The organism is Kribbella ginsengisoli, from assembly GCF_039537185.1.
GTDB lineage: Bacteria > Actinomycetota > Actinomycetes > Propionibacteriales > Kribbellaceae > Kribbella > Kribbella koreensis.
Genome location: NZ_BAABAA010000016.1, coordinates 1 through 21,035 on the forward strand (window position 1 = coordinate 1; position 21,035 = coordinate 21,035).

The 21,035-nt window shown below is 68.2% G+C and carries 18 protein-coding genes, 1 pseudogene and 1 riboswitch; of the genes and pseudogenes, 15 read left to right on the plus strand and 4 right to left on the minus strand.

Features of this window, described 5'->3' with window-relative positions:
• Both ABD768_RS36740 and narI read left to right on the plus strand, forming a co-directional pair.
• Positions 1-220: pseudogene (locus ABD768_RS36740) on the plus strand (nitrate reductase molybdenum cofactor assembly chaperone); the annotation flags it as partial.
• Positions 217-945, plus strand: coding sequence for a respiratory nitrate reductase subunit gamma (narI, locus tag ABD768_RS36745; RefSeq protein WP_344848680.1), 729 nt, complete (start codon positions 217-219; stop codon positions 943-945). The pseudogene ABD768_RS36740 and the gene narI, both read left to right, overlap by 4 nt.
• A gap of 25 nt (positions 946-970) precedes the next feature.
• On the opposite strand, the gene ABD768_RS36750 is transcribed toward narI, so the two are convergent.
• Entirely contained in the window at positions 971-2,401 is a 1,431-nt protein-coding gene (locus tag ABD768_RS36750) for an FGGY-family carbohydrate kinase (protein WP_344848681.1), read from the minus strand.
• A gap of 120 nt (positions 2,402-2,521) precedes the next feature.
• Here ABD768_RS36750 and ABD768_RS36755 point away from each other — a divergent pair, with 120 nt between their 5' ends.
• Genes ABD768_RS36755 through ABD768_RS36785 form a run of 7 tightly spaced genes read left to right on the plus strand, consistent with a single transcriptional unit; the run spans position 2,522 to position 9,408 of the window.
• Positions 2,522-3,415: a nucleoside hydrolase gene (locus tag ABD768_RS36755; protein WP_344848682.1), complete on the plus strand. Its 894-nt coding sequence runs from the start codon at positions 2,522-2,524 to the stop codon at positions 3,413-3,415.
• Positions 3,412-4,710: an ABC transporter substrate-binding protein gene (locus tag ABD768_RS36760; RefSeq protein ID WP_343964886.1), complete on the plus strand. Its 1,299-nt coding sequence runs from the start codon at positions 3,412-3,414 to the stop codon at positions 4,708-4,710. The genes ABD768_RS36755 and ABD768_RS36760 overlap by 4 nt, the downstream gene beginning before the upstream one ends.
• A 9-nt stretch (positions 4,711-4,719) precedes the next feature.
• Complete coding sequence (locus ABD768_RS36765) at positions 4,720-5,625, plus strand: carbohydrate ABC transporter permease (protein WP_343964888.1); 906 nt, start codon at positions 4,720-4,722, stop codon at positions 5,623-5,625.
• The gene (locus tag ABD768_RS36770) at positions 5,622-6,512 is read left to right on the plus strand and encodes a carbohydrate ABC transporter permease (RefSeq protein ID WP_343964890.1); all 891 of its coding nucleotides are present in this window, start codon (positions 5,622-5,624) and stop codon (positions 6,510-6,512) included. Before ABD768_RS36765 ends, ABD768_RS36770 begins: the two co-directional genes overlap by 4 nt.
• 21 nt (positions 6,513-6,533) lie before the next feature.
• Positions 6,534-7,535 (plus strand): sugar phosphate isomerase/epimerase family protein, encoded by a 1,002-nt coding sequence (locus ABD768_RS36775; protein WP_344848685.1) that lies wholly within the window; start codon positions 6,534-6,536, stop codon positions 7,533-7,535.
• Entirely contained in the window at positions 7,532-8,446 is a 915-nt protein-coding gene (locus tag ABD768_RS36780) for a transketolase (RefSeq protein WP_343964894.1), read from the plus strand. The genes ABD768_RS36775 and ABD768_RS36780 overlap by 4 nt, the downstream gene beginning before the upstream one ends.
• Positions 8,443-9,408 (plus strand): transketolase family protein, encoded by a 966-nt coding sequence (locus tag ABD768_RS36785; RefSeq protein ID WP_344848687.1) that lies wholly within the window; start codon positions 8,443-8,445, stop codon positions 9,406-9,408. Before ABD768_RS36780 ends, ABD768_RS36785 begins: the two co-directional genes overlap by 4 nt.
• Here ABD768_RS36785 and ribB read toward each other — a convergent pair.
• A complete protein-coding gene (gene ribB / locus ABD768_RS36790; RefSeq protein ID WP_343964898.1) occupies positions 9,392-10,009 on the minus strand; it encodes a 3,4-dihydroxy-2-butanone-4-phosphate synthase in 618 nt (205 codons plus the stop codon). The genes ABD768_RS36785 and ribB overlap by 17 nt on opposite strands.
• Positions 10,010-10,126: 117 nt before the next feature.
• A riboswitch (FMN riboswitch) is annotated at positions 10,127-10,260 on the minus strand.
• Positions 10,261-10,309: 49 nt separating this feature from the next.
• Here ribB and ABD768_RS36795 point away from each other — a divergent pair.
• The 6 genes from ABD768_RS36795 to ABD768_RS36820 all read left to right on the plus strand — a co-directional run bounded on the left by ABD768_RS36795 (position 10,310) and on the right by ABD768_RS36820 (position 17,811).
• A complete protein-coding gene (locus ABD768_RS36795; RefSeq protein ID WP_344848690.1) occupies positions 10,310-11,839 on the plus strand; it encodes a glycoside hydrolase family 140 protein in 1,530 nt (509 codons plus the stop codon).
• A gap of 31 nt (positions 11,840-11,870) precedes the next feature.
• Positions 11,871-12,851, plus strand: a complete 981-nt coding sequence (locus tag ABD768_RS36800) for a sugar-binding transcriptional regulator (RefSeq protein WP_343964902.1) — start codon at positions 11,871-11,873, stop codon at positions 12,849-12,851.
• A gap of 283 nt (positions 12,852-13,134) precedes the next feature.
• The gene (locus ABD768_RS36805; protein ID WP_344848693.1) at positions 13,135-13,458 is read left to right on the plus strand and encodes a hypothetical protein; all 324 of its coding nucleotides are present in this window, start codon (positions 13,135-13,137) and stop codon (positions 13,456-13,458) included.
• Positions 13,459-13,536: 78 nt separating this feature from the next.
• Positions 13,537-15,522: a neutral/alkaline non-lysosomal ceramidase N-terminal domain-containing protein gene (locus ABD768_RS36810; RefSeq protein ID WP_344848695.1), complete on the plus strand. Its 1,986-nt coding sequence runs from the start codon at positions 13,537-13,539 to the stop codon at positions 15,520-15,522.
• Entirely contained in the window at positions 15,482-16,366 is an 885-nt protein-coding gene (locus ABD768_RS36815) for a 2-oxo acid dehydrogenase subunit E2 (RefSeq protein WP_344848697.1), read from the plus strand. The genes ABD768_RS36810 and ABD768_RS36815 overlap by 41 nt, the downstream gene beginning before the upstream one ends.
• A 2-nt stretch (positions 16,367-16,368) precedes the next feature.
• Entirely contained in the window at positions 16,369-17,811 is a 1,443-nt protein-coding gene (locus ABD768_RS36820) for a WS/DGAT/MGAT family O-acyltransferase (RefSeq protein ID WP_343964908.1), read from the plus strand.
• Here ABD768_RS36820 and ABD768_RS36825 read toward each other — a convergent pair.
• A complete protein-coding gene (locus ABD768_RS36825) occupies positions 17,780-18,514 on the minus strand; it encodes an esterase/lipase family protein (RefSeq protein ID WP_344848700.1) in 735 nt (244 codons plus the stop codon). The two genes, ABD768_RS36820 and ABD768_RS36825, sit on opposite strands and share 32 nt — an antisense overlap.
• Before the next feature lie 99 nt (positions 18,515-18,613).
• Entirely contained in the window at positions 18,614-21,031 is a 2,418-nt protein-coding gene (locus tag ABD768_RS36830; RefSeq protein ID WP_344848703.1) for an ABC transporter permease, read from the minus strand.
• Positions 21,032-21,035 lie beyond the last annotated feature (4 nt).

The following is a 21,035-nucleotide window of genomic DNA, read 5'->3' on the forward strand; positions in this document are numbered from 1 at the left end:
GCGCGACAAGCGATCCCCGTGGGCGAACCTCATCGACGCCGTCACCGCCACCCTGCCGCAGCTCCGCGGCGACGAACGCGACGCCGTACGACGCCTCGCCGCCGAAGGACCTCCGGAGGAAGAGGTCGGCCTCGCCCCCTTCGCCAGTCCGCAGTTCAGTCCGGGTGCGGCCGCACCCACGCTGCTACCGATGCCGTCGTTCCCGGGAGCCCGCCGATGAACGAGTTCCTCTTCGTCATCGTCCCCTACCTGTGCCTGACGATCTTCGTGGTCGGTCACCTGTGGCGTTATCGCTACGACAAGTTCGGCTGGACCACCAGATCCTCTCAGCTGTACGAGAACCGCCTGCTCCGGATCGGCAGCCCACTGTTCCACTTCGGCATGCTCGGCGTCGTGGGCGGCCACGTCATCGGTCTGCTGGTGCCGCAGTCCTGGACGGACGCCATCGGGGTCAGCGAACGGACGTACCACGTGGTGGCCGTGACCGGCGGCTTGCTGGCCGGCGTGATGACGGTGGCCGGTCTGGCCATCCTGGTCTACCGCCGACGCACGGTCGGTCCCGTCTTCTCCGCCACGACGGTGATGGACAAGGTGATGTACGCCTTCCTGGCGACCGCGATCGTGCTGGGCATGTGGAACACGATCGCCGGCTCGATCCTGACGATCGGCGGCGAGTACAACTACCGCGAAGGCGTCTCGGTCTGGTACCGCTCGTTCCTCGCCTTCCATCCCGACGCCTCGCTGATGAGCCAAGCGCCGCTCGGCTTCCGGCTCCACGCCCTCGTAGCCTTCGGCCTCTTCGCGCTATGGCCCTTCACCCGCCTGGTCCACGTCTTCAGCGCTCCGGTCGGCTACCTGACCCGCCCCTACATCGTCTACCGCGGCCGCGACGACGCCGGCCTCGGCAGCCACCGCCCCCGTCGCGGCTGGGATCGGATCCGATGAGAACCAGCGTGGGTCTCGCCGGGGATCAGGAGGGTGCCTGTACCGCGGCGACGGCGCCGGCCCAGTGGGCGCGCTGTCGCCTGCGAGCGGACTGGTCGAGGGTGGGTTCGAAGACGCGGGTGGTTCGTTGCTCTGCCCAGCCGGTCGCCTGGCCGAGCGTCGTCCAGGCGAGTTCGGCGGCCCCGAGTGCTGAGATTTCGGCGACGTCGGAAACCTCCACTCCGAAGCCGAGCAGGTCGGCCTGGGTCTGCATCAACAGGCTGGACACGGTCGCGCCGCCGTCCGCGCGCAGCCGGCGAAGGGGAACTCCGGTCGCGCCGATCCAGTCGGTGATGTCGCAGATCTGGTGAGCGACCGCGTCGACACAGGCGCGGGCGATGTTCGCCCGCGTGGTGGCTGTGCTCATCCCGGTGATGGCCGCCCGGGCGTTGCGGTCCCAGTGCGGTGCCCCGAGCCCGGCGAAGGCCGGCACCAGGGTGACACCGCCTGCGTCAGGCACCGTCGCAGCCAACTCGACAAGCGTCCCGACGTCCGGCAGGCCGAGCAGTTCGGCGGTCCAGGCCAGCGCCGCACCTGACGAGACGATGTTGCCCTCGAGTGCGTACACCGGCCGCTCGGTGAGCCACGCCAGAGTGCAGCCGTCCGGGACGAACGATTCGACCGGCGTCATCACCGACGACCCGGTTCCATAGGTGGCCTTGACCAACCCCGCCGACCGGCACCCCTGGCCATACATCGCAGCATGCGAATCACCGAGGACCGCGACAATCGGAATCCCGTCCGGCAGTCCGCGGACGCCCGCGGTTGTCCCGAAGCCGGCATTCGAGGCGCGCACCTCCGGCAGCACGGAGCGCGGCACCCCGAAGGCGTCCAGCAGTTCGGTGGACCAGCCGAGCTCGACCACGTCGTACAGGAGGGTCCGGGATGCGTTGCCGGCCTCGGTCAGGTGCTCACGCCCACCGGTGAGTTGATGGATCAGCCACGAATCCATCGTGCCGACGTGCAGATCGCCGGGATCGAGCCGCGACAGTAGCCAGTTGAGCTTCGGTGCCGAGAACATCGCGTCCACCCTCAGCCCGGTGCGCGAGCGGACCAGTTTGCCGACAGCCGCCGGTAGCTGCGAGCACCAGGTCGATGCCCGCACGTCCTGCCAGCCGATCACCGGTGTCACCGATCGCCCGGAACCACGACTCCACCCGACGACCGATTCACGCTGCGTCGACAAGGCGATCCCGACGAGGTCGACTGGGTCCGCACCGGCGATCGCCTGCTCGACGGCCCGCAGGACGCTGCTCCAGATGTCGTCGGCATCCTGCTCGGCCCAGCCAGGTCGAGGGCTCGAGAGCCCGACCGGCGCGGCGCCCGTGCCCAGTACCGCGCCGTCCGCGCCGATCAGAATCGCCTTCGTGTTCGTGGTGCCCTGATCGACAGCCAGTACGGCCTCTGCTCTCGCCACCTTCGACCGCACCCCTTCCGACAACTTTCAACCGAGCTCTTGACGGGACTCTAGCGGCGCGGTGAAACTCATGGCGAGCCTTTATGCGGTACTGAATATCTATTCACAGGATGGGAGCCGATGAAACCGAGCAGACGCCGGGTGATCATCAACACCGACGCCAAGAACGAGGCCGACGACCAGTTCGCGATCGTGCACGGACTGTTGTCGCCGACCTTCGACATCCGCGGCCTGATCCCCGCCCATTTCGGCACCCGCCGATCGAACCGGAGCATGGCGGAATCGCGCGAGGAGATCGACCTGCTGCTGGACCTGCTCGACCTGGCCGGCAAGGTGCCGGTCGCGAACGGCGCCCCGACCGGCATCCCGGACGAGCAGACTCCGGTGGACTCCCCCGGTGCCCGGCTGATCATCGAGGAGTCCAAGCTGGCCGGGCCGGGCGACCCGCTCTTCGTGTCCTTCCTCGGTCCGCTCACCGACATGGCTTCGGCGATCCTGCTCGACCCGGAGATCGTGCACCGCGAGGTGATCGTGATCTGGATCGGTGGCCGCGGCTACCACGGTCACAGCTCGTACCCCGGTATCGAGTTCAACCTGTCGAACGACATCCACGCGGCCAACGTGGTGTTCGGATCCGGCATCACCGTCTGGCAGGTACCGAGCGACGTCTACACCAAGGTGTCGGTCAGCTACGCCGAACTCGACGAGAAGATCGGCGACGCCGGTCCTCTGGGCAAGTACCTCATCGAGCAGTTGCACGAGTGGAACGAGAAGTGGCACGGCGAGCCGATCGAGTCCCGCTCCCTCGGCGACTCGCCGGCCATCTCGTTGATGCTCTACCCCGACAGCGGCAACCTGCTGGTGCGTCCGGCCCCTCGGTTCGGCATCGACGGCTGGTATCTGCCCGGCACCAACAACCCGATCAGTGTGGTCGAACAGGTCGACGTCCGCTTCCTGCTGGAGGACATGTTCGCCAAGATCCGCCGGTTCGCCCGGCAAAGGAGCACATCATGACTGGCAGCACCTTCACCCGCCGGGGATTCCTCGGCCTCACCTCCGCCGCCGTCGCAGGCGCCGGTCTGACCGCCTGCACCGGGAGCGGTACGTCGACCAGCAGTGGCGCGACCGCGGCCGCCTCCAACAACCTGCGGTTGTTCACCTACGAGGACGACTCGACGATCGGCCTGCTGAAAGCGCAGCTGAAGAAGTTCGACGCGCAGAACGGTACGACGACCACCGTCGAGAGCCTGCCCGGATCGGGAGCGGCCGTCTACCCGGACAAGCTCCGGACCCAGCTCCTGGGCGGCAAGGGCCCGGACATCTGGCGGATCTGGGGTGGTCAGATCGGCAGTCCGTTCGCGAAGGCGAAGCAGGCACTCGACCTGACGCCGTACTACCAGAAGTACGGCTGGGACTCGAAGATCAACACCGCGGCGATCGGCGGGATGACGTTCGACGGTGTGAAGTCCGGCCTGCCGTTCGTCTCCCTCGGGATAGGTGCCTGGTACAACAAGTCGCTCCTTGCGAAGGCCGGTGTCAGCGCCCCGCCGAAGACCTACGCCGAGCTGGAGACGATGAACGACAAGCTGGTCGCCGTCGGGGTCACGCCCTGTGGTCTGGGCGGCAAGTACGGCTGGGACATCATGCGGCTGTTCGAGTACCTGCTCGAGCACACCGCCGGCCCGGAGCTGCACGACAAGCTGCTGACCGGCGCCGAGAGCTGGGACCGGCCCGAGGTCGTCGAGGCGTTCGCGTTGTTCAAGAAGTGGCAGGACAAGAAGTGGCTGCCGCAGGGCGCACTCGGCCTCGACCCGGCCGATATCGAACCCGGGTACGTCCAGGGCAAGACGGCGTACACGATCACCGGACCCTGGACCGAGGCGGCCGCCATCTTGTCGGCGAAGAAGAGCCCGGCCGCCTTCGGCAACTTCGAGCTGCCGACCGACCAGAGCCCGGCCCGGCACTCGGGCTTCGTCGAGGGCTACATGATCAACGCCAAGACCGGGAACGCCGACAAGAGCGCCGCACTGCTCGACTTCATCGTGCAGCCCGCGACGCAGAAGGCGATGCAGGTCAGTGCGTCGACGGTCAAGGGCGCCGAGCCCGACCCGAAGGCGCTGCCGCTGTCAGCGGAGTGGGCGCAGAAGTTCGGCGGCAACCCGTTCTACACGATCCAGGACCAGGCGTTCCCGAAGAAGCAGGCCGACCAGTACTTCAGCGTGCAGAGCGATCTGCTCCAGGGCTCGCTGAAGCCGGACGCCGCGGCGAAGAAGATGCAGGACATCGTCTCGGCCTGGGCGAAGGGCTGATCGGCCACCATGGCGACGATCGCACTGTCCAAGCCAACGAAGGTCAAGCGGGGCGGCAAGTGGTCGCCGTGGTTGTTCGCGCTGCCTGCCCTGGTGGTGTACGTCGCGTTCCTGGTGTACCCGGCGATGTCATCAGTGTGGTTCAGCCTGACCGACTGGGACGGTCTGAGCGCGACGTACAGGTTCGTCGGGCTGGAGAACTACGTCAAACTGCCGAGCGACCCGGTCGTCGTGTCCGCGGTCCGCAACAACGTGATCTGGACCGTGGTGACGATCGCGGTGCCGACCGTGATCGGCCTGGCACTCGCGATCGCGCTGAACGGCAAGGTGCACGGCAAGCCGATCCTGCGGCTGGTCTTCTACACCCCGGCGGTCCTGCCGCTGGTGTCGATCGCCTCGATCTGGGGCTGGCTCTACAACCCGCAGTACGGCGCGATCAACTCGTTCCTGCGATTGATCGGGCTCGACGGGCTCGCGCAGCCGTGGCTGGGACAGGACTCGACCGCGTTGTGGGCGGTGATGGTGCCGGCGATCTGGTTGCGGACCGGCTTCCCGATGCTGCTCTACCTTGCCGCCCTGCAGGGAATTCCGGACGAGCTCTACGAGGCGGCGACCGTCGACGGTGCGAGCCGGTGGCAACAGTTCTGGCACATCACGATGCCGAGCCTGCGGCCGGCCCACTACATCGTGCTCGCGCTGTCGCTGATCGACTCGTTCAAGGTCTTCGACATGATCTACGCGATGACGTACGGCGGTCCCGGTACGTCGACGCAGGTGATGGGAACCTGGATGTACTTCAACGTCTTCCAGTACTACCAGGCTGGTTACGGTACGGCGATCGCGGTCGTGATCACCCTCGTCGCAATCGCGGTGGGCATCCCGTACGTGCGATCGCAGACCCGGGAGGCATCATGACGATCGCGCCAGTTCGGGTGCAGACCGCCGTACCCGCCGAGGTGGCACCGGCGAGCCGGCCGCCCAAGGGCCGGCGCGGGCTGGTGATGACTCTGGTGCTCGCGGTGGCGGCGATCTTCTGGATCTCCCCGCTGGCACTGCTGGTGGTCACCGCGGTCCGGCCGCTCGCGGACTTCATCGGCAGCGGGCCGCTGTCCTGGCCGGACCAGTTCACCCTGGCCAACTTCAAGGACGCGTGGGGCATCGGCAACTTCGCCACCACGTACCGCAACAGCGCGCTGCTGGCACTGATGAAGGTGCCGCTCGGAGTGCTGATCTCGGCCATGCTCGGGTTCGCCCTGGCCAAGCTGCGGATGAAGTTCCGCCGGACGGTGATGTTCACGGTCTTCCTCGGGCTGACCATCCCGATCTACATCGCGATCGTCCCGGTCTTCATCATGATGCGCTCGGCCGGCGCGACCGACAGTCTGTTCGGCCTGATCGGGCCGTACCTCGCCTTCGGCATCCCGTTCGAGGTGCTGGTGCTGCAGTCGTTCTTCCGGCAGATCCCCGACGAGATCATCGAGGCGGCCAAGGTGGACGGCGCCGGCAACTGGCGGGTGTTCTTCACGATGATCCTGCCGCTGTCGTTGCCGGCTCTGGTGACGGTCGCGATCCTGGACGCGGTGGCGACCTGGAACGAGTTCCTCTTCGCGCTGATCCTGCTGAACTCCGACGCGCACAAGACGATCCCGGTCGGGCTGCTCAACTTCCAGGGCCAGTTCGCCAACAACAACACCGGTCTCGCGGCGGGCATCCTGATCGCCGTGGTGCCGATCCTGATCGCATACACCCTGCTCCAGCGCTGGATCGTCGGCGGCCTGACTGCCGGCGCCACCAAGGGCTGACCAGATATGAAGGAGATGACCATGACTGACATGCCGGTCTTCGGCGCGGGTATCTGGCACTTCGCGACCTACAAGGACCGCTACGCCACCGACGGCTACGGACCGCCGGTCGGGCTGCTCGAGCAGATCGACCGGGCCGGCGCCGTCGGGGACCTGTCCGTGGTCGACCTGAACTGGCCGTTCGCCGGCTACGACGGAACCCTCGACGAGGTGAAGGCCGCGCTGGCCCGCAACAACCTGAAGGCGATCGCGATCACTCCGGAGATCTACACCCGCGACTTCGTCAAGGGATCCTTCACCAACCCGGACCCCGCCGTGCGCAAACAGGCGATGGAACTGTTGCACCAGGCAACCGAACTGGCGAAGGACCTCGGCTGTTCCTACGTGAAGCTCTGGCCGGGCCAGGACGGCTGGGACTACCCGTTCCAGGTGAACTACCACGACATCTGGAACCTGGCCCTGGACGGCCTGACCGAGCTGGTCTCGGCCCACCCCGACATCAACTTCGTGATCGAGTACAAGCCACGCGAACCGCGGGTGAAGATCATCTTCCCCAACGTCGCCCGCACCCTGCTCGGGATCGAGAAGATCGGGCTGCCGAACCTCGGAATCCTGCTCGACTTCGGGCACTCGCTCTACGGTCAGGAGACGCCCGCCGACGCGGCCCAGCTGGCGATCGACTACGGCCGGCTGTTCGCGATCGACGTCAACGACAACCTGCGCGGCTGGGACGACGACATGGTGGTCGGTTCGGTCCACCTGGTCGAGACGTTCGAGTTCTTCCACACGCTGCGCAGGAACAACTGGGAAGGCGTCTGGCAGCTGGACCAGTTCCCGTTCCGCGAGGACAGCGTCCAAGCCGCCAAGCAGGCGATCCGGTTCCTCAAGGCAGTGCACCACGCACTCGACCGGCTCGACGAGGACGCCCTGGCCGCGGCACAAGCCTCGCACGACGCGCTGGCGGCGCAACGGCTGATCCAGAACGTCTTGCTCACCTGCCTGACCGAGCTGGGGGATGCATGACGCTGACGGTCGAACACACGACGATGCCGGTCCTCGGACGGCTGCCGATCCACAGCAGCCGTAGCGAGCAGGTGGCGCACATCGCCGAGGCCGCCCGGCAGATCCGGATCCAGGACCTCAAGCTGGTCCACCATGCCGGGGCCGGGCACATCGGCGGTGACTTCTCCGCGATCGACATCCTGGCGACCCTGTACGGCGCCGTCCTCGAGATCAGCCCGGACCAGGTCACCGATCCCGAACGCGACCGGTTCATCCTGAGCAAGGGGCACGTCGCCGGGGCGCTGTACACCACCCTGGCCGCGTTCGGTTTCCTCCCGGTCGAGGAGCTCGCCACCTTCCTGAAGCCGCTGTCCGCGCTGAACGGCCATCCCAACCGGCGCAAGGTCGCCGGCGTCGAGGCCAACACCGGACCGCTCGGTCACGGGCTGCCGATCGCGGTCGGCCACGCCCTGTCGGCCAAGCTGGACGTGTCCATGCGCCGTACCTATGTCCTGGTCGGCGACGGCGAGTTGCAGGAGGGCAGCAACTGGGAGGCGATGATGGCCGCCTCGCAGTACCAGCTGGACCGGCTGACCGTGATCGTCGACCGGAACCGGCTGCAACAGGGCGCCACCACCAAGGAGACCAACGACCTCGATCCGCTGCCCGACAAGGCGGCTGCGTTCGGCTTCGCGGTGGTCGAGGTCAACGGGCACGACCACGGCGAGCTGCTCGACGTGCTGTCCGCCGTACCGTTCCGGCCGGGCAAACCGACCTTCGTGATCGCCCACACCCACAAGGGCCATCCGATCTCGTACATGAGCAACAACGTCGCCTGGCACCACCGGGTCCCCGACAGCGCCGAGTTCCAGCAGGCGCTGACCGAACTGGAGTCCGTGGGCAGACCCCGATACGACAGGGAGTTGGTATGACCGTCGTCGACACCTCGATCGCCGACCAGCCGCGGTACGACTGCCGCGACGCCTACGTCGAGACGCTCGCCGAGCTGGCGCACGCGGATCACCGGATCGTCGGCGTGGTGAACGACTCGGTCGGTTCGAGCAAGCTGAACAGTTTCCGCAAGGCCTTCCCGGATCGGCTGATCAACGTCGGCATCGCCGAACAGGACATGGTCGGGGTCGCGTCCGGACTGGCCAACGGCGGCCGGATCCCGTTCGTCTCGGCTGCTTCCTGCTTCCTCACCGCCCGGGCGCTGGAGCAGATCAAGGCGGACGTCGCGTACTCGAACACCAACGTCAAGCTGTGCGGGATGAGCCCCGGGGTGGCCTACGGCGAGCTGGGCCCGACGCATCACTCGGTCGAGGACATCGCCTGGCTGCGCGCGATCGCCAATCTCACCGTCGTCGTCCCTGCCGATCCGATCGAGACCGCGGCCGCGCTGCGCTGGGCCGCGGCGGTCGAGGGGCCGGTGTTCATCCGGGTCAGCCGGATGAGCGTGCCGATGATCTACCGCGACGACTACGAGTTCCAGGTCGGCAAGGCGATCACCGTCCGGGCCGGGAACGACGTGACCCTGATCAGCAACGGGACGATCCTGTGGCGGGCCCTGGCCGCGGCCGAGCAACTCGCCACCGAGGGAATCTCGGCCAGAGTGCTGTCGATGCCCACGGTGAAGCCGCTCGACGTCGACGCCGTCGTCGCGGCCGCGCGGGAGACGGCCGGAATCGTCACCGCGGAGGAGGCCGTGTCCGGCGGCGGGCTCGGCGGCGCGGTCGCGGAGACCGTCGTCCAGCACCACCCGACGCGGGTCTCGATCCTCGGCTTCCCCGAGTTCGCCCCGACGGGATCGGCCGGCTATCTCCTGGACCGCTATGGCCTGTCCCCCGCGGGCATCGCGGAGGCCGCGCGCCGATTGGTCAGGACAGGAAACTGACCAGATCGGCGATCGAGACCATCGCGAGGTCGTGCCTGTCGGCGAAAGCCCGCAGGTCCGGACCGGTCATCAGAGTGCCGTCGTCGTTCATCAACTCACCGATCACACCCACCGGTGGCAACCCCGCCAGCCGGACGAGTTCGACGGTGGCCTCGGTGTGACCCGGTCGCTGCCGGACGCCGCCCGGCACCGCACGCAGCGGCAGGATGTGACCGGGCCGGATCAGGTCCGTGGGCTGTGCCGCCGGGTCGGCCAGCACGCGGACCGTCCGCGCCCGGTCGGCGGCGGAGATGCCCGTCCCGACTCCGGTGGCGGCGTCGACGGAGACCGTGTACGCCGTCCGCAGGCTGTCCTGGTTGTCCGGAACCATCAGCGGCAACGCGAGCCGGTCGAGGATCTCGGGTGCGGCCGGTGCGCAGACGTAGCCGCTCGTGTAGCGCACCAGCAGCGCCATCAACTCCGGAGTCGCCAGGCCGGCCGCGAAGGTCAGATCGCCCTCGTTCTCCCGGTCCTCGTCGTCCACGACCACCACCGGCCGGCCGAGCGCTATCTCGTCGACGGCTCGCTGGATGGTGTCCAGCCTGGTCTTTACAGAACTCACGGTCGTTGTCCTCTCGGCATGGCGCTCCGGGGCAACGACAAGCTCCGCGACGGCAACGCGGACGCGACGGGTGGACTCACCCGGTCACGTCGACAACGCACACCGTCCCGCAGACTGCCACGTGCATCTTCCCATCCGGACTTTTACCGTCGGTTCTGGAGTTTCACCAGATCAACCGGACGCTCTTGCGAGCGCACGGGTCGCGGACTGTCACCGCCGGCTCGGAATTTCACCGACCCCAGAGCACGTGTTCTACGTTTGCGCGCCAGTCTATCCGCACAGCTCACCACGTGGAGTGTCATGTCCATCTCAGTCCCTGACCCGGTCGTCTGGCGCGAGCTCGAGTTCACACTGTCGGGTCGGCACGCCGCTCCCTACGCCGAGGCCGAGGTCTGGGTGGATTTCGAGCACGAGGGTGGTACCCGGCTGCGGCGTCCCGCGTTCTGGGACGGTGGGGAGTCCTGGCGGGTCAGGTTCGCCGCACCCGAGCCTGGACGCTGGTCGTGGACCAGTGGCGGCGCGGTGGGCGGGCAGACCGGTCGCCTGGAGATCGGTACGGCCGACGCCGACGAGCGCAATCCGTTCCTCGCCCATGGCTTCTGGCGGATGTCGGCCGGTGGCCGAAGCCTCGTCCACGCGGACGGTACGCCGGCGATCCTGGTTGCCGACACCGCCTGGGCACTCCCCTGGCGCGCGACCCCCGAACAGGTCCGGAGCTATGCCGCGGACCGGCAGGCGAAGGGCTTCAACGCGGTGCTCCTGATGACCGTGCAGCCGGACATGCGAGCGGTCGGGCCGCGCGACCGCACCCAGGACGAGGGTTTCGGCGTCGGTTTCGCCGACCTCGGCTCCGGTCACCTGAACGAGCTCGAGGTCGGCTATTTCCAGTACCTCGACGAGCTGCTCCGGATTCTCGTCGACCATCACCTGGTACCGGTCCTCCAGCCGGTCTTCCACGGCTTCGGCTGGAAGGGTCTCGACGTGGCCGGCCCGGTCGTGCCACCCGCGGAGTACGCGCGGTACTGCCGCTATCTCGTCGCGAGATACGGCGCGAGCCCGGCGATCTACCTCGTCGGCGCCGATGGCAGCGGCGACGAGCCCCAGATCGCCGCCGGTGGCGAAGAGGTGCACGCCTGGGACTGCTACCGGCAACCGACCGGCATCCACTACCGGCCGCACATCCGTCCGCAGGCCCATCAGGACGCCGACTGGCTGGACTTCCAGTGGTGCCAGACCGGTCACGAGGGTGAGCACGTCCCCGAGCGGGTCGCGGACATGTGGCGGAACCTGCCGGTCAAGGCCGTCGCCAACGGAGAACCGACGTACGAGAACACGGGACGAACCGGCAAGGCGAGCGGCTGGTGGCAGGGACACGAAGCCTGGAGCAACCTGTGCGCGGGCGGGACGATGGGAGTCGTGTACGGCGCCGGCAGCCTCTGGCAATGGCGGCTCCACCCCGCCGAGCCGGGGCACGAGGAGTACTTCCTCGCCCCGGGAGCCGACTGGCGTGCAGCGGTCGACTTCGAGGGATCGACCTACGTCGGTCTGATCAGCACGATCCTGGCCGGGCTGCCGACGACCGACATGGCGCCCGACTGGACGAAGGCGATCGCGGCGCGGGCCCTCGGCGTACCGGGGCGGCTGTTCATCGTCTACCGAGACCAAGGCGGGCCGGTTCCGGTGTTCGACGACACCGTCCCGCTCGGCTACCGGATCGTGGATCCCCGGGACGGCTCGGTCGTTGCGACCGGCAGGCGGCAGTCACCGGCCGATCCGCTCCCCGACGCCGGCGGCGCACCTCGGGTGTACATCTGTCTGGCTGGCCTATAGTCCAATCCTGATCGGCCTGAAGGGGGTCAAGGTGAACGGCAAGCGCGCAGTACGTCAGCCCGGGCTGGACGAGCTACGGCTGCTCGCGAAGGTGGCCCGGATGTACCACGAGAAGGGCATCCGCCAGCCGAAGATCGCGACCGAGCTGAACCTCTCCCAGGCGCGAGTGTCGCGGATGCTGAAGCAGGCCGTGGAGGTCGGGATCGTCCACACCGTGGTGACCATGCCGAGCGGCGTGCACAGCGATCTGGAGGACGAGCTGCAGAGCCGGTACGGACTACGAGACGCCGTCGTCGTCGACACCGCGGGCTCGGCTGACGACGTACTCCCCGCTCTTGGTTCGGGGGCAGCCGCCTACCTCGACATGACGCTCAGCGGCGGCCACGTCATCGGGATCTCGTCCTGGAGCGAGACGCTCATCAGCGCGGTCGACCGGATGCCACGCAAGAGCGTGCCGGTGGTCGACAAGGTCGTCCAGATCGTCGGCGGTCTCGGCGATCCGGCGGTGCAGATGCAGGCCACCCGCCTGACCGCCCGCTTCGCCGAACTGACCGGCGCGATGCCTGTCTACCTCCCGGCACCAGGACTGGTCGGATCATCCGCGGTACGGCGCGCGATGATGAACGACGAGTCCGTTCGCGACGTTCTGGGCACCTGGGGTCAGCTCACCGACGCGATGGTCGGGATCGGCAGTCTCGAACCGTCCCCGCTCCTGCAACGCAGCGGCAACGCGGTCGCCGAACGGGACCAGGAGGAACTACGCCGGCTCGGCGCCGTCGGCGACGTCTGCTTCCGCTTCTTCGACGAGGACGGGAACCACGTCCCCTCGTCCTTCGACCAGCGGGTGATCGGCGTCAGCGCCAAAGAACTGCTCGCGGTACCCCGCCGCATCGGAGTCGCCGGCGGCGACCGTAAGTTCTCCGCGATTCGCGCCGCCCTGCTAGGCAGCTGGGTCAACATCCTGATCACCGACCTGGCGATGGCGACCCGCCTGGTCGAAGCCCCCCGATGACGCGATACATGGCGTCACGTTGAGCAGAGCCCGTGCGACGTAGCCGTCCGGCCCGTCCGGTTGTTCTGGCGAACCCAGCGGCTGGTTCGGGTTGGGCTCGGCCGTGCTCTTGCCGTACGGCGGCTGGTTCGCCGGCTCGAGCGTGATACCGGCCTGTGCCGCCTTCTGCGCAACGGCGATCTCGGGACGACCAAGCCTGATGCCGATCACCCATGGCGGAATGTTGCAACGGGCCAACTCTTCAAGGCGGTCGAGCTCTGTCGCAGTCCACGGTTCGGCCGCGTTGCCGGCCCAGGAGTTGCATCGCCGCGGCGAACTGGCGCCGGTGTTCGACCATCTGAACACCTACGACGTGACGACGCATTTCAACGGCCAGAGCACGATCCGGACGCTCGCCGTACTGGCACCGGGACCGATCGATCTCACGGTCTGGTACCTCTATGTTCACAGCCGCTTCGGGCAGTTCCCGTCGAACTACCAGGACGGCAACATCGGCTGGCCCGTCGCCGGCTGGCTGGAAGCATTCGACCGTCCGCATCTGCTGCCACTTCCAACAGTCACACACCACCCGCCCCACCCAGCTCTCGGCTGCTCACAGGACCAGTGAAGGGACCTTCGGCCCTGCCGTGAGCCGGGTGGGCGACGGATGCTGCTGCAGAGTGCGTGCGGACGGAGGCTCGCTGAGATGACCGAGTACCTCGTGGGTCGCGGCATCGCCGATATCACCGGTGAGCCGGTGGAGGTCGGCATGCTCGGCTACGGCAAGTCCTGGCAGCGCAGTGAGGGCATCCACCTGAGACTGCGGTCGCGGGCGTTCGCCGTGCTGCACCCGGCGAGTGGCCGGCGAGTGCTGTTGGTGATCAACGACCTGCCGATGGTCTTCGACAGCATCCACCGTGCGCTGCTGCACGCTCTGGCGCGGGAGTACGACGGTCTCTACACCGAGCAGAACACGATGGTGACCGCAACGCACACGCACTCCGGGCCGGGCGGCTACTCCCATCATCGGCTGTACCACTCGAACACCGGCGGCTTCCGGCCCAGGACCTTCACCGCGATCGTCGACGGGATGACCGAAGCGGTCCGCCGCGCACACGACGACCTGGCGCCGGCCGTGCTGACCCTCGCCCACGGCCGGCTCGAGAACGCCAGCGCCAATCGCTCCAAGGTTGCCTTCGACAACAACCCGGTGGGTGACCGGGACCATTTCCCCGACGGTATCGATCCACAGACGACGCTGCTGCGGATCGACCGCGACGGCAGGCCGGTCGCGGCGATCAACTGGTTCGCCACCCACAACACCAGCATGACGAACACCAACACACTGATCAGCTCGGACAACAAGGGCTACGCCGCGTACCACTGGGAGCGGCTGGTCGAAGGCGTCGACTACCGCGCTCGCCGGTCCGCGGACTTCGTCGCCGCGTTCGCCCAGACCAACGCCGGCGATCAGACGCCGAACCTGGAGCTGAGACCCGGAAACGGCCCGACCGCGAACGATCTGGAGAACACCCGCATCATCGGACTCCGCCAGTACGCCGCGGCCGCCGCGCTGATGACGGCCGGTGGCCGGACCCTGACCGCTGGAATCGACCACCGGCTCACCTATGTGGACCTCGCCGCCGTCACGGTACGGCCGGAATTCACCGGCGACGGCAGGGTGCACCAGACCGGCGACCCGATCGGCGGCGCCTCCGCACTGGCCGGCAGCCACGAGGACGGTCCAGCCTTCCGCGGCTTCCGCGAAGGCGGCAATCCCTTGTGGGACCGGCTCTCCCGGCTCGTCTATGCCCGTTCCCCACGGCTGCGGGACACCCAGGCTCCGAAGGCGATGGTCGTCGGCGGGCGGGCGGTGAACCTGTTCGGTCCCTACGTCGCGCGGGCAGCGCCGATCCAGTTGCTGCGGATCGGTCAGCTCGTCCTGATCGGGGTCCCCGCCGAGGTCACGATCGTCGCCGGACTGCGCCTGCGCCGGGCGGTCGCATCGATCCTGGCGGCTGACCTCGCCGATGTACTGGTCGCCGGCTACAGCAACGGCTATCTCCACTACGTCACCACCCCGGAGGAGTACGACACCCAGCAGTACGAAGGTGGCAGCACCCTGTTCGGTCGCTGGACCCTGCCCGCCCTGGTCCAGATCGTCTCCGAGCTGGCGACGGCGATGCGGGACGGGAAACCGGTCAGCATCGGCTCACCAGGACCGGATCTCAGTGACCGCCAGCGGCATGCCCGGCCGCGGATTCCGCCTGACCAGCCGCCGCCCGGTCACCGGTTCGGCGACGTGCTCGTCGAACCGCGATCCCGCTACCGCCACGGCGACACCGTGACGGCGGTGTTCGCGGCGGCTTATCCGAACCACGACCTGCATCGCAACGGCACCTACCTGGAGGTCCGCAGGTTTTACGGCCACAGCTGGACCACCGTCGCCGACGACGGCGACTGGTCCACCACGTTCCGGTGGCGGCGCGCCCGGCGCGGTCAGCTCGTGGTCGTCACCTGGACCGTGCCCGCTGCCGCGGAGCCCGGTGACTACCAGATCTGCTGGCATGGAGAGGTCCACGACCGGGTCCTTCGGCCCTACTCGGGATCGTCGCGGGTGTTCACCATCGAGAGCGGAGGAGGTGATGACGGTGCGGATCAGACTGCCGCGGCGCAACGGCCGGCGCGTTGACGTTCCCGGCGAACGGGCCATCATGCCGTTCGTCATGCGCCGGCGTACCGACTCAGAGGTCTACTTCGAGCAGCACATCGACATCGCGGCGGCGCAGGACTGGATCCGCCGCTGGAACGCGGCGGGCGGTCCGCAGCTGAGCCTCTTCGTCCTGGTACTGCACCAGGTGGCCCAGCTGCTGCACGACCGGCCCCGGCTGAACAGGTTCATCGCCCGCCGCCGGTACTACGACCGCGACGGCATCTACCTGTCCTTCGGCGCCAAGAAGGCGATGACCGACGACGCACCGCTGGAGATGCTCAAGCGGCGCTTCGAGCCGAACGAACCGCTCGCCACCACGATCCGCAGCCTCGAAGCCGCCGTGACGGAGGCACGCGTCGGGCACGGCGCCGACGTCGACAAGGAGGTGGACCTGTTCCTGACCCTGCCGACTCCCCTGCTGGACGTGGCGATCAGCATGTCCCACTGGCTTGCCGAGCGGGGACTGCTGCCCGGCGCGCTGAGCCGCTCGGACCCGCTGTACGCATCGGCCGTGGTCTCGAACCTGGGCAGCCTCAAGACGGATGCGGCCTTCCACCATCTCTACCAGCACGGGGACTGCCCGCTGTTCCTCGTCGTGGGCCAGGTTCGGCCGACCCCGGTGGCCGTCGCCGGGACCGTTCAGGTGCGGCAGATGCTGACGCTGCGCTGGACCTTCGACGAGCGGATCGCGGACGGTCTGTACGCCGCCCGGTCCGCCGAACTGTTGCGGTCGTGGCTGGAGGATCCCTTCCACCGGCTCGGGTCGCCCGAGGAGGCCGTCCGGCACTGGCGTGGCGCCACCAGCGCCGTGGCTGAGGCGTGACGATGCGGCAGGTCGACGATCTCGGCATGATGTACCTGGCCGCGGAGAACAACCGGGTCAGCACCCACACCGCAGCCCTGATCACCTTCGATCCGTCGGCGTTGCCCGGCGGACGGCTCACGGCCGGCCGTCTGCGCGACCTCGTCCAGGAGCGGCTGCCACTGATCCCGGCGTTTCGCCGGCGGCTGGTCCGGGTTCCTTTCGGGCTCGACCGTCCGTACTGGACCGAGACCGACTGTGACTTGTCGTACCACCTGCGGGAGATCGCCCTGCCCGAGCCGGGCGACGACGAGATCCTGCGTGAGCAGGTAGCCCGGATCTTCTCCCGGCGGCTGGACCGCTCGCGACCACTGTGGGAGATGTACCTGATCCAGGGCCTCGCCAACGGTCGCGCTGCGGTACTGACCAAGGTCCACCACGCGGTCGCCGACGGCCTCGCGGGCGCGGAGATCGTCGCGACCCTCACGGACCCTGCACCGCAGCCGCGCACCCCAGCAGCGGCAACCACGCCGGTCCCTGCCACACCGCCCTCGCGGCCGTCCTCACCGTCGATGCTGTGGCGCGGCCTCACCGGCATCGTCCGCCAGCCGTTGCGGGCGGCGGCCGGTATCCCCTCCATGCTGTCCGGCGTCGACGAACTGCCTGTCTTCGGCACCATGCCCGGGGTCCGGCTGGTCGGCGCCGGCCTCGCCCTGGTCCGGCGGGAACACCGGCACCGGGCCCCGGTCCAGGCGCCGCGGACATCGTTCAACCGGCAGATCTCCCCGCATCGCCGGATCGGCATCGCCACCGTCGGGTTCGATCAGGTGAGGTCGGTGAAGAACCGGTTCCAGGTGAGTGTGAACGACGTCGTGATGGCGATCGCGGCCGGCGCGCTGCGTCGCTGGTTGCTGGACCACGAAGAACTCCCCCGGCGGCCGCTGACGGCAGTCGTACCGGTCTCGTTGCGGGCCGGCCGCTCGACCGCCTTCGGCAACGATCTCAGCGCCGTCGTGGTGCCCATTCCGACCGACGTCGACGAACCGGTCGCCCGCCTGATCGCCGCCCGGGCGGCGATGCTGACCGCGCTGCGCGATCTCGGCAGCACTGCTCCGGACGCGCTGGCCGACACGCTCCGGATGGTGCCTCCGGTCCTCGTCGTCCGAACCACCCAACTGCTGACCCGGCTCAACACCTGGGCTCCCCGGACCCCCGCGATGAACGTGAACATCTCCAACGTGCCCGGACCGCGGGAACCGTTGTACCTGGCCGGGGCGGAGGTCGAGTCGATCGTGCCGCTGGCCGGCATCACCGACGGACTTGGCCTCAACATCACCGTGATGAGCTACTGCGGGAACATACACATCGGCGTCGTCGCGGATCGTGACCAGGTTCCGGACGTCCAGCGGCTGGCCGACTTGATGGCCGAGGAGCTCACTGTGCTGGTTGGCGCGGCTGTCCGGTGAGGGTCTTCAGCCTGCTCGACAGCAAACGCTGGACGGTTCGGTCCGCGCCCATCCCGTTGTGGGTACTGCGGACCTCGACGTGCTCCGCCGCAGGGTCGAGACAGGCGCGCCAATCGACGACTCCGTCCTGGCGTGAGTAGAGCGAGACGAAGGGCAGCCCGTCTGGCCAGGCGGACTCGAGCAGGGCACTCGTGCGATCCGCACAGCCTCCGGACAGGCAGTCGGTCGAGACGAGCCAGGGCCACGCACCGAGGTTCAAGCGGGCCAGCAGATTCACCTGGGTGATGATTTCCGGGGTTGTCGCCAGTTGGTGCAACAGTGGTGAGGCCAAGGTGACAAGGCCCGCCACCTGGTCGGGGCGGCGTACCGCCAGCATCCGGCAGAGCGTGCCACCGCGGCTCTGTCCGACCAGCACGACGGGTCTGCCGGCTTCTTGGACCACCTGCTCCAGCCGGCGTTCGAGCAACTCGAGCAACATCTCGGTACAACCGCAGTTCAGCACGATGCCGCTGGTGAAGGTCGCATGGCCCGAACGCCTCAGGTGCCGCGCCAGTGGAACCAGCGACCAGTCACCGGCCAGGAAGCCGGGCACCATCAGCACCGGTACTTCGTCCGACCGACGAGGGTCCACAGCCGCAACCTGTGGTCCGAGCGCCTGGACGTACGCCAGCCACCCGAGCACCTCTCGCCCACGCGACGCCACGGATGGACTGTACGGTTCCCAGGTCCGGTCATCGGCCATGCTTGTCGCCCTCCTCCTTCGAAGTGTAGGCACCCTCGAGGAGTTCGCGACCAGGCCTGACTACTCCACTACCCGCAGGGCCGCGGGGATGTTCATCCGGCGGTCGCGTCGCAGCGACAGGACCGGGGCGAGGGCAACCACCGAGACGCCCACCACGAGCGTGAGCAGGACGGTGCTGGTGGACAGGGTGGGCTCGACCAGGAGCTCTGGTGTCACCTGGTCGAAACCGGAGACGATGTACCGCAGCCCGGCGTAGCCGCCGGCCAGACCGACGAGGGTGCCGAGCAGGCCGATGACGGCGTTCTCGGCGATCGCCATCGCCAGGACGACCCGCGGCGGCAGGCCGAAAGCGAACATCGTGGCGTGTTCGCGAGTCCGTTCGTCGGCGCTGATACCCGCCGTGTTGAACGCGATCAGCAGCGCCAGCAAGACGGTGGCGCCCTCGATCACCCGGAGAATGCCGGTGAACTGGGCGAGCGCGTTGTCCAGCACCTCGGCGAAACCACCCGCCGCCTCGATCGCCGCGACGCCGTGCAGCCGGAACAGGCTGCTCCTGAGCTCATCGCTCCCCCCGGAAGGAACCACCGTGACCTGGTTGGCGGTGCCGGTCAGCCCGAAGAGCTCAGCTCCACCTGTGTCGAGATAGGCGAAAGTGCGCCACGGGTCGGGATGCAGCGCGCGGACCGGTACCTGGGTGGTGACCAGGCGGAAGCCGTCGGCCGATCTCACCGGGTGCCGCAGACCGACCGTCGAGCCCGGCTCCACACCCAGGTCGTCCGCTGCCTTCCTCGACAACACGATGCCGTCCTTGCGACCGGTGTCGCGAAGCAGAGTCGGAGCCCAGATCTTGTTGCCGAGATCGGTCACCTGGACCACGACGTCGACCGCGGTCCCCCCATCGGTGAGGGTTGCCGGGACCGCCAGTTGAGGCTCCGACGCGGTGACGCCGGAGGTCCCGGAAACCGCGCGGATCGCGTCGGAGCTCAGCGGGTAGTACGTGTCCAGCGTGACCACAAGCCGATCGGGACTGCTGTGCGCGACCTCCGCCCGGTTCGCCTGCCCGGCGGCGGAGAAGGTGTCCAGGAGTCCGAGTACTGCCACGAGCGAAGTCATCGCGGCGGCGATACCGAGCACGGTGAACGCAGTCCGCCGCGGGGCTCGGAGCACGTTGCGCAGCGACATCGACAGGTAGGCGCGTCCAGGCAGATGCGCCTTGGACAGCAGCGACAGCAGGCGGCCTCCTGATCGCGCCGCGCCGTACGCGCCCGTCCGGATGGCTTGGACCGGATCCATCCGGACAGCGCGGATGATCGGAACGACGGTAGCGAGTATCGGGATGAGCAGCCCCAGTACGGCGGCCTGCAGGAACCGGCCCGCCTGGAACGGTGTCACCCAGACCGGCAGGGGCAGCAGGTCCGCCATCACACTGCCCATCGCCCGGCCGACGAGCCAGCCGACGCCGATGCCCGCGATCACCCCGACGACAGCGATCTGTACGCCGACCAGCATCGGCCGGACCGCGAGCCGGCGGGCCGGTACGCCGAGCGCCATGCCGATGCCGATCTCCCGGCGCTGGGCCTCGATCATCCGGTTGACCAGGTTGAAGGTCGCGAACGCCGCTCCGAACAGGATCAGGAAGGCGAACACGTTCCAGGTGGTCTGGTCGTTGCGGGCGTCCTCGTACAACGCCCGGTGGACCGGATCCTCGGCCTGAGTGGTGACGGTTCCACCGAAGGGCGCCACCGCCGCGGCGAGTTGCTCTCGCAGCACCTGCTGGTCACTCCCCGGTCGCAGCAGCAGGACCAGATCGTTCACCTTGCCCGGGTGCCCCGTCGCGTGCTGTGCGGCGGCCCGCGGCATGAACACGACGGCGTACCCCGTCTCGCCCAGAACCATGCCGCTGCGCCCGATCACCTGGAAGTACTCCGGCGTGTAGCCGGTTCCGACGTACTCGACCGGTGTACCCGCGCTGAGCAACAGGCGTCCCTGTGCTGGAAGGTTGTGCGCGGCCGCGAACTTGGACTCCAGCACCGCCACCGCGGTGTCGTTGGAGCGAAAGCCGCGGCCGCCGTCGACGTACAAGGCATTGACCGGGGCCTGACCGGACGGCATGCCCACGACCTCGCCGGGGACGAGTAGCGGGCCAGTGCCGGTTGGGACCTCGACGAGGGTGGGTGTGACCAGCCGCTCGACCACCGCGGTGACAGCGGAGGCATCCCGCAGACCGGCGACAGCGCGCGCCAGCGATCCCTCGGCGGCGAACCCGCCTTCCGGCAACTGCACGCGTAGGTCATGCATCGCCAGACTGTGATAGCTGCGGTCGTTCGACTCGATGCGCCAGGCGCTGGTGCCACCGAGACCCGCGTACACACCGGTTCCCACGGCGATCACCAGGGCGAGCGTCGTCACCAGGAGCCAGCGGCGCCGCAGGTCGCGCCACGACCAGGTGAGCCAGAGCCGGAGAGAGCCCGCGCGCATGGCC

Coding starts and splice junctions, on each gene's coding strand:
- ABD768_RS36765 (WP_343964888.1), top strand. CDS start 4,720: ATGGCGACGATCGCACTGTCCAAGCCAACGAAGGTCAAGCGGGGCGGC.
- ABD768_RS36755 (WP_344848682.1), top strand. CDS start 2,522: ATGAAACCGAGCAGACGCCGGGTGATCATCAACACCGACGCCAAGAAC.
- ABD768_RS36780 (WP_343964894.1), top strand. CDS start 7,532: ATGACGCTGACGGTCGAACACACGACGATGCCGGTCCTCGGACGGCTG.
- ABD768_RS36785 (WP_344848687.1), top strand. CDS start 8,443: ATGACCGTCGTCGACACCTCGATCGCCGACCAGCCGCGGTACGACTGC.
- ABD768_RS36775 (WP_344848685.1), top strand. CDS start 6,534: ATGACTGACATGCCGGTCTTCGGCGCGGGTATCTGGCACTTCGCGACC.
- ABD768_RS36770 (WP_343964890.1), top strand. CDS start 5,622: ATGACGATCGCGCCAGTTCGGGTGCAGACCGCCGTACCCGCCGAGGTG.
- ABD768_RS36830 (WP_344848703.1), bottom strand. CDS start 21,031: ATGCGCGCGGGCTCTCTCCGGCTCTGGCTCACCTGGTCGTGGCGCGAC.
- ABD768_RS36795 (WP_344848690.1), top strand. CDS start 10,310: ATGTCCATCTCAGTCCCTGACCCGGTCGTCTGGCGCGAGCTCGAGTTC.
- ABD768_RS36810 (WP_344848695.1), top strand. CDS start 13,537: ATGACCGAGTACCTCGTGGGTCGCGGCATCGCCGATATCACCGGTGAG.
- narI (WP_344848680.1), top strand. CDS start 217: ATGAACGAGTTCCTCTTCGTCATCGTCCCCTACCTGTGCCTGACGATC.
- ABD768_RS36760 (WP_343964886.1), top strand. CDS start 3,412: ATGACTGGCAGCACCTTCACCCGCCGGGGATTCCTCGGCCTCACCTCC.
- ABD768_RS36820 (WP_343964908.1), top strand. CDS start 16,369: ATGCGGCAGGTCGACGATCTCGGCATGATGTACCTGGCCGCGGAGAAC.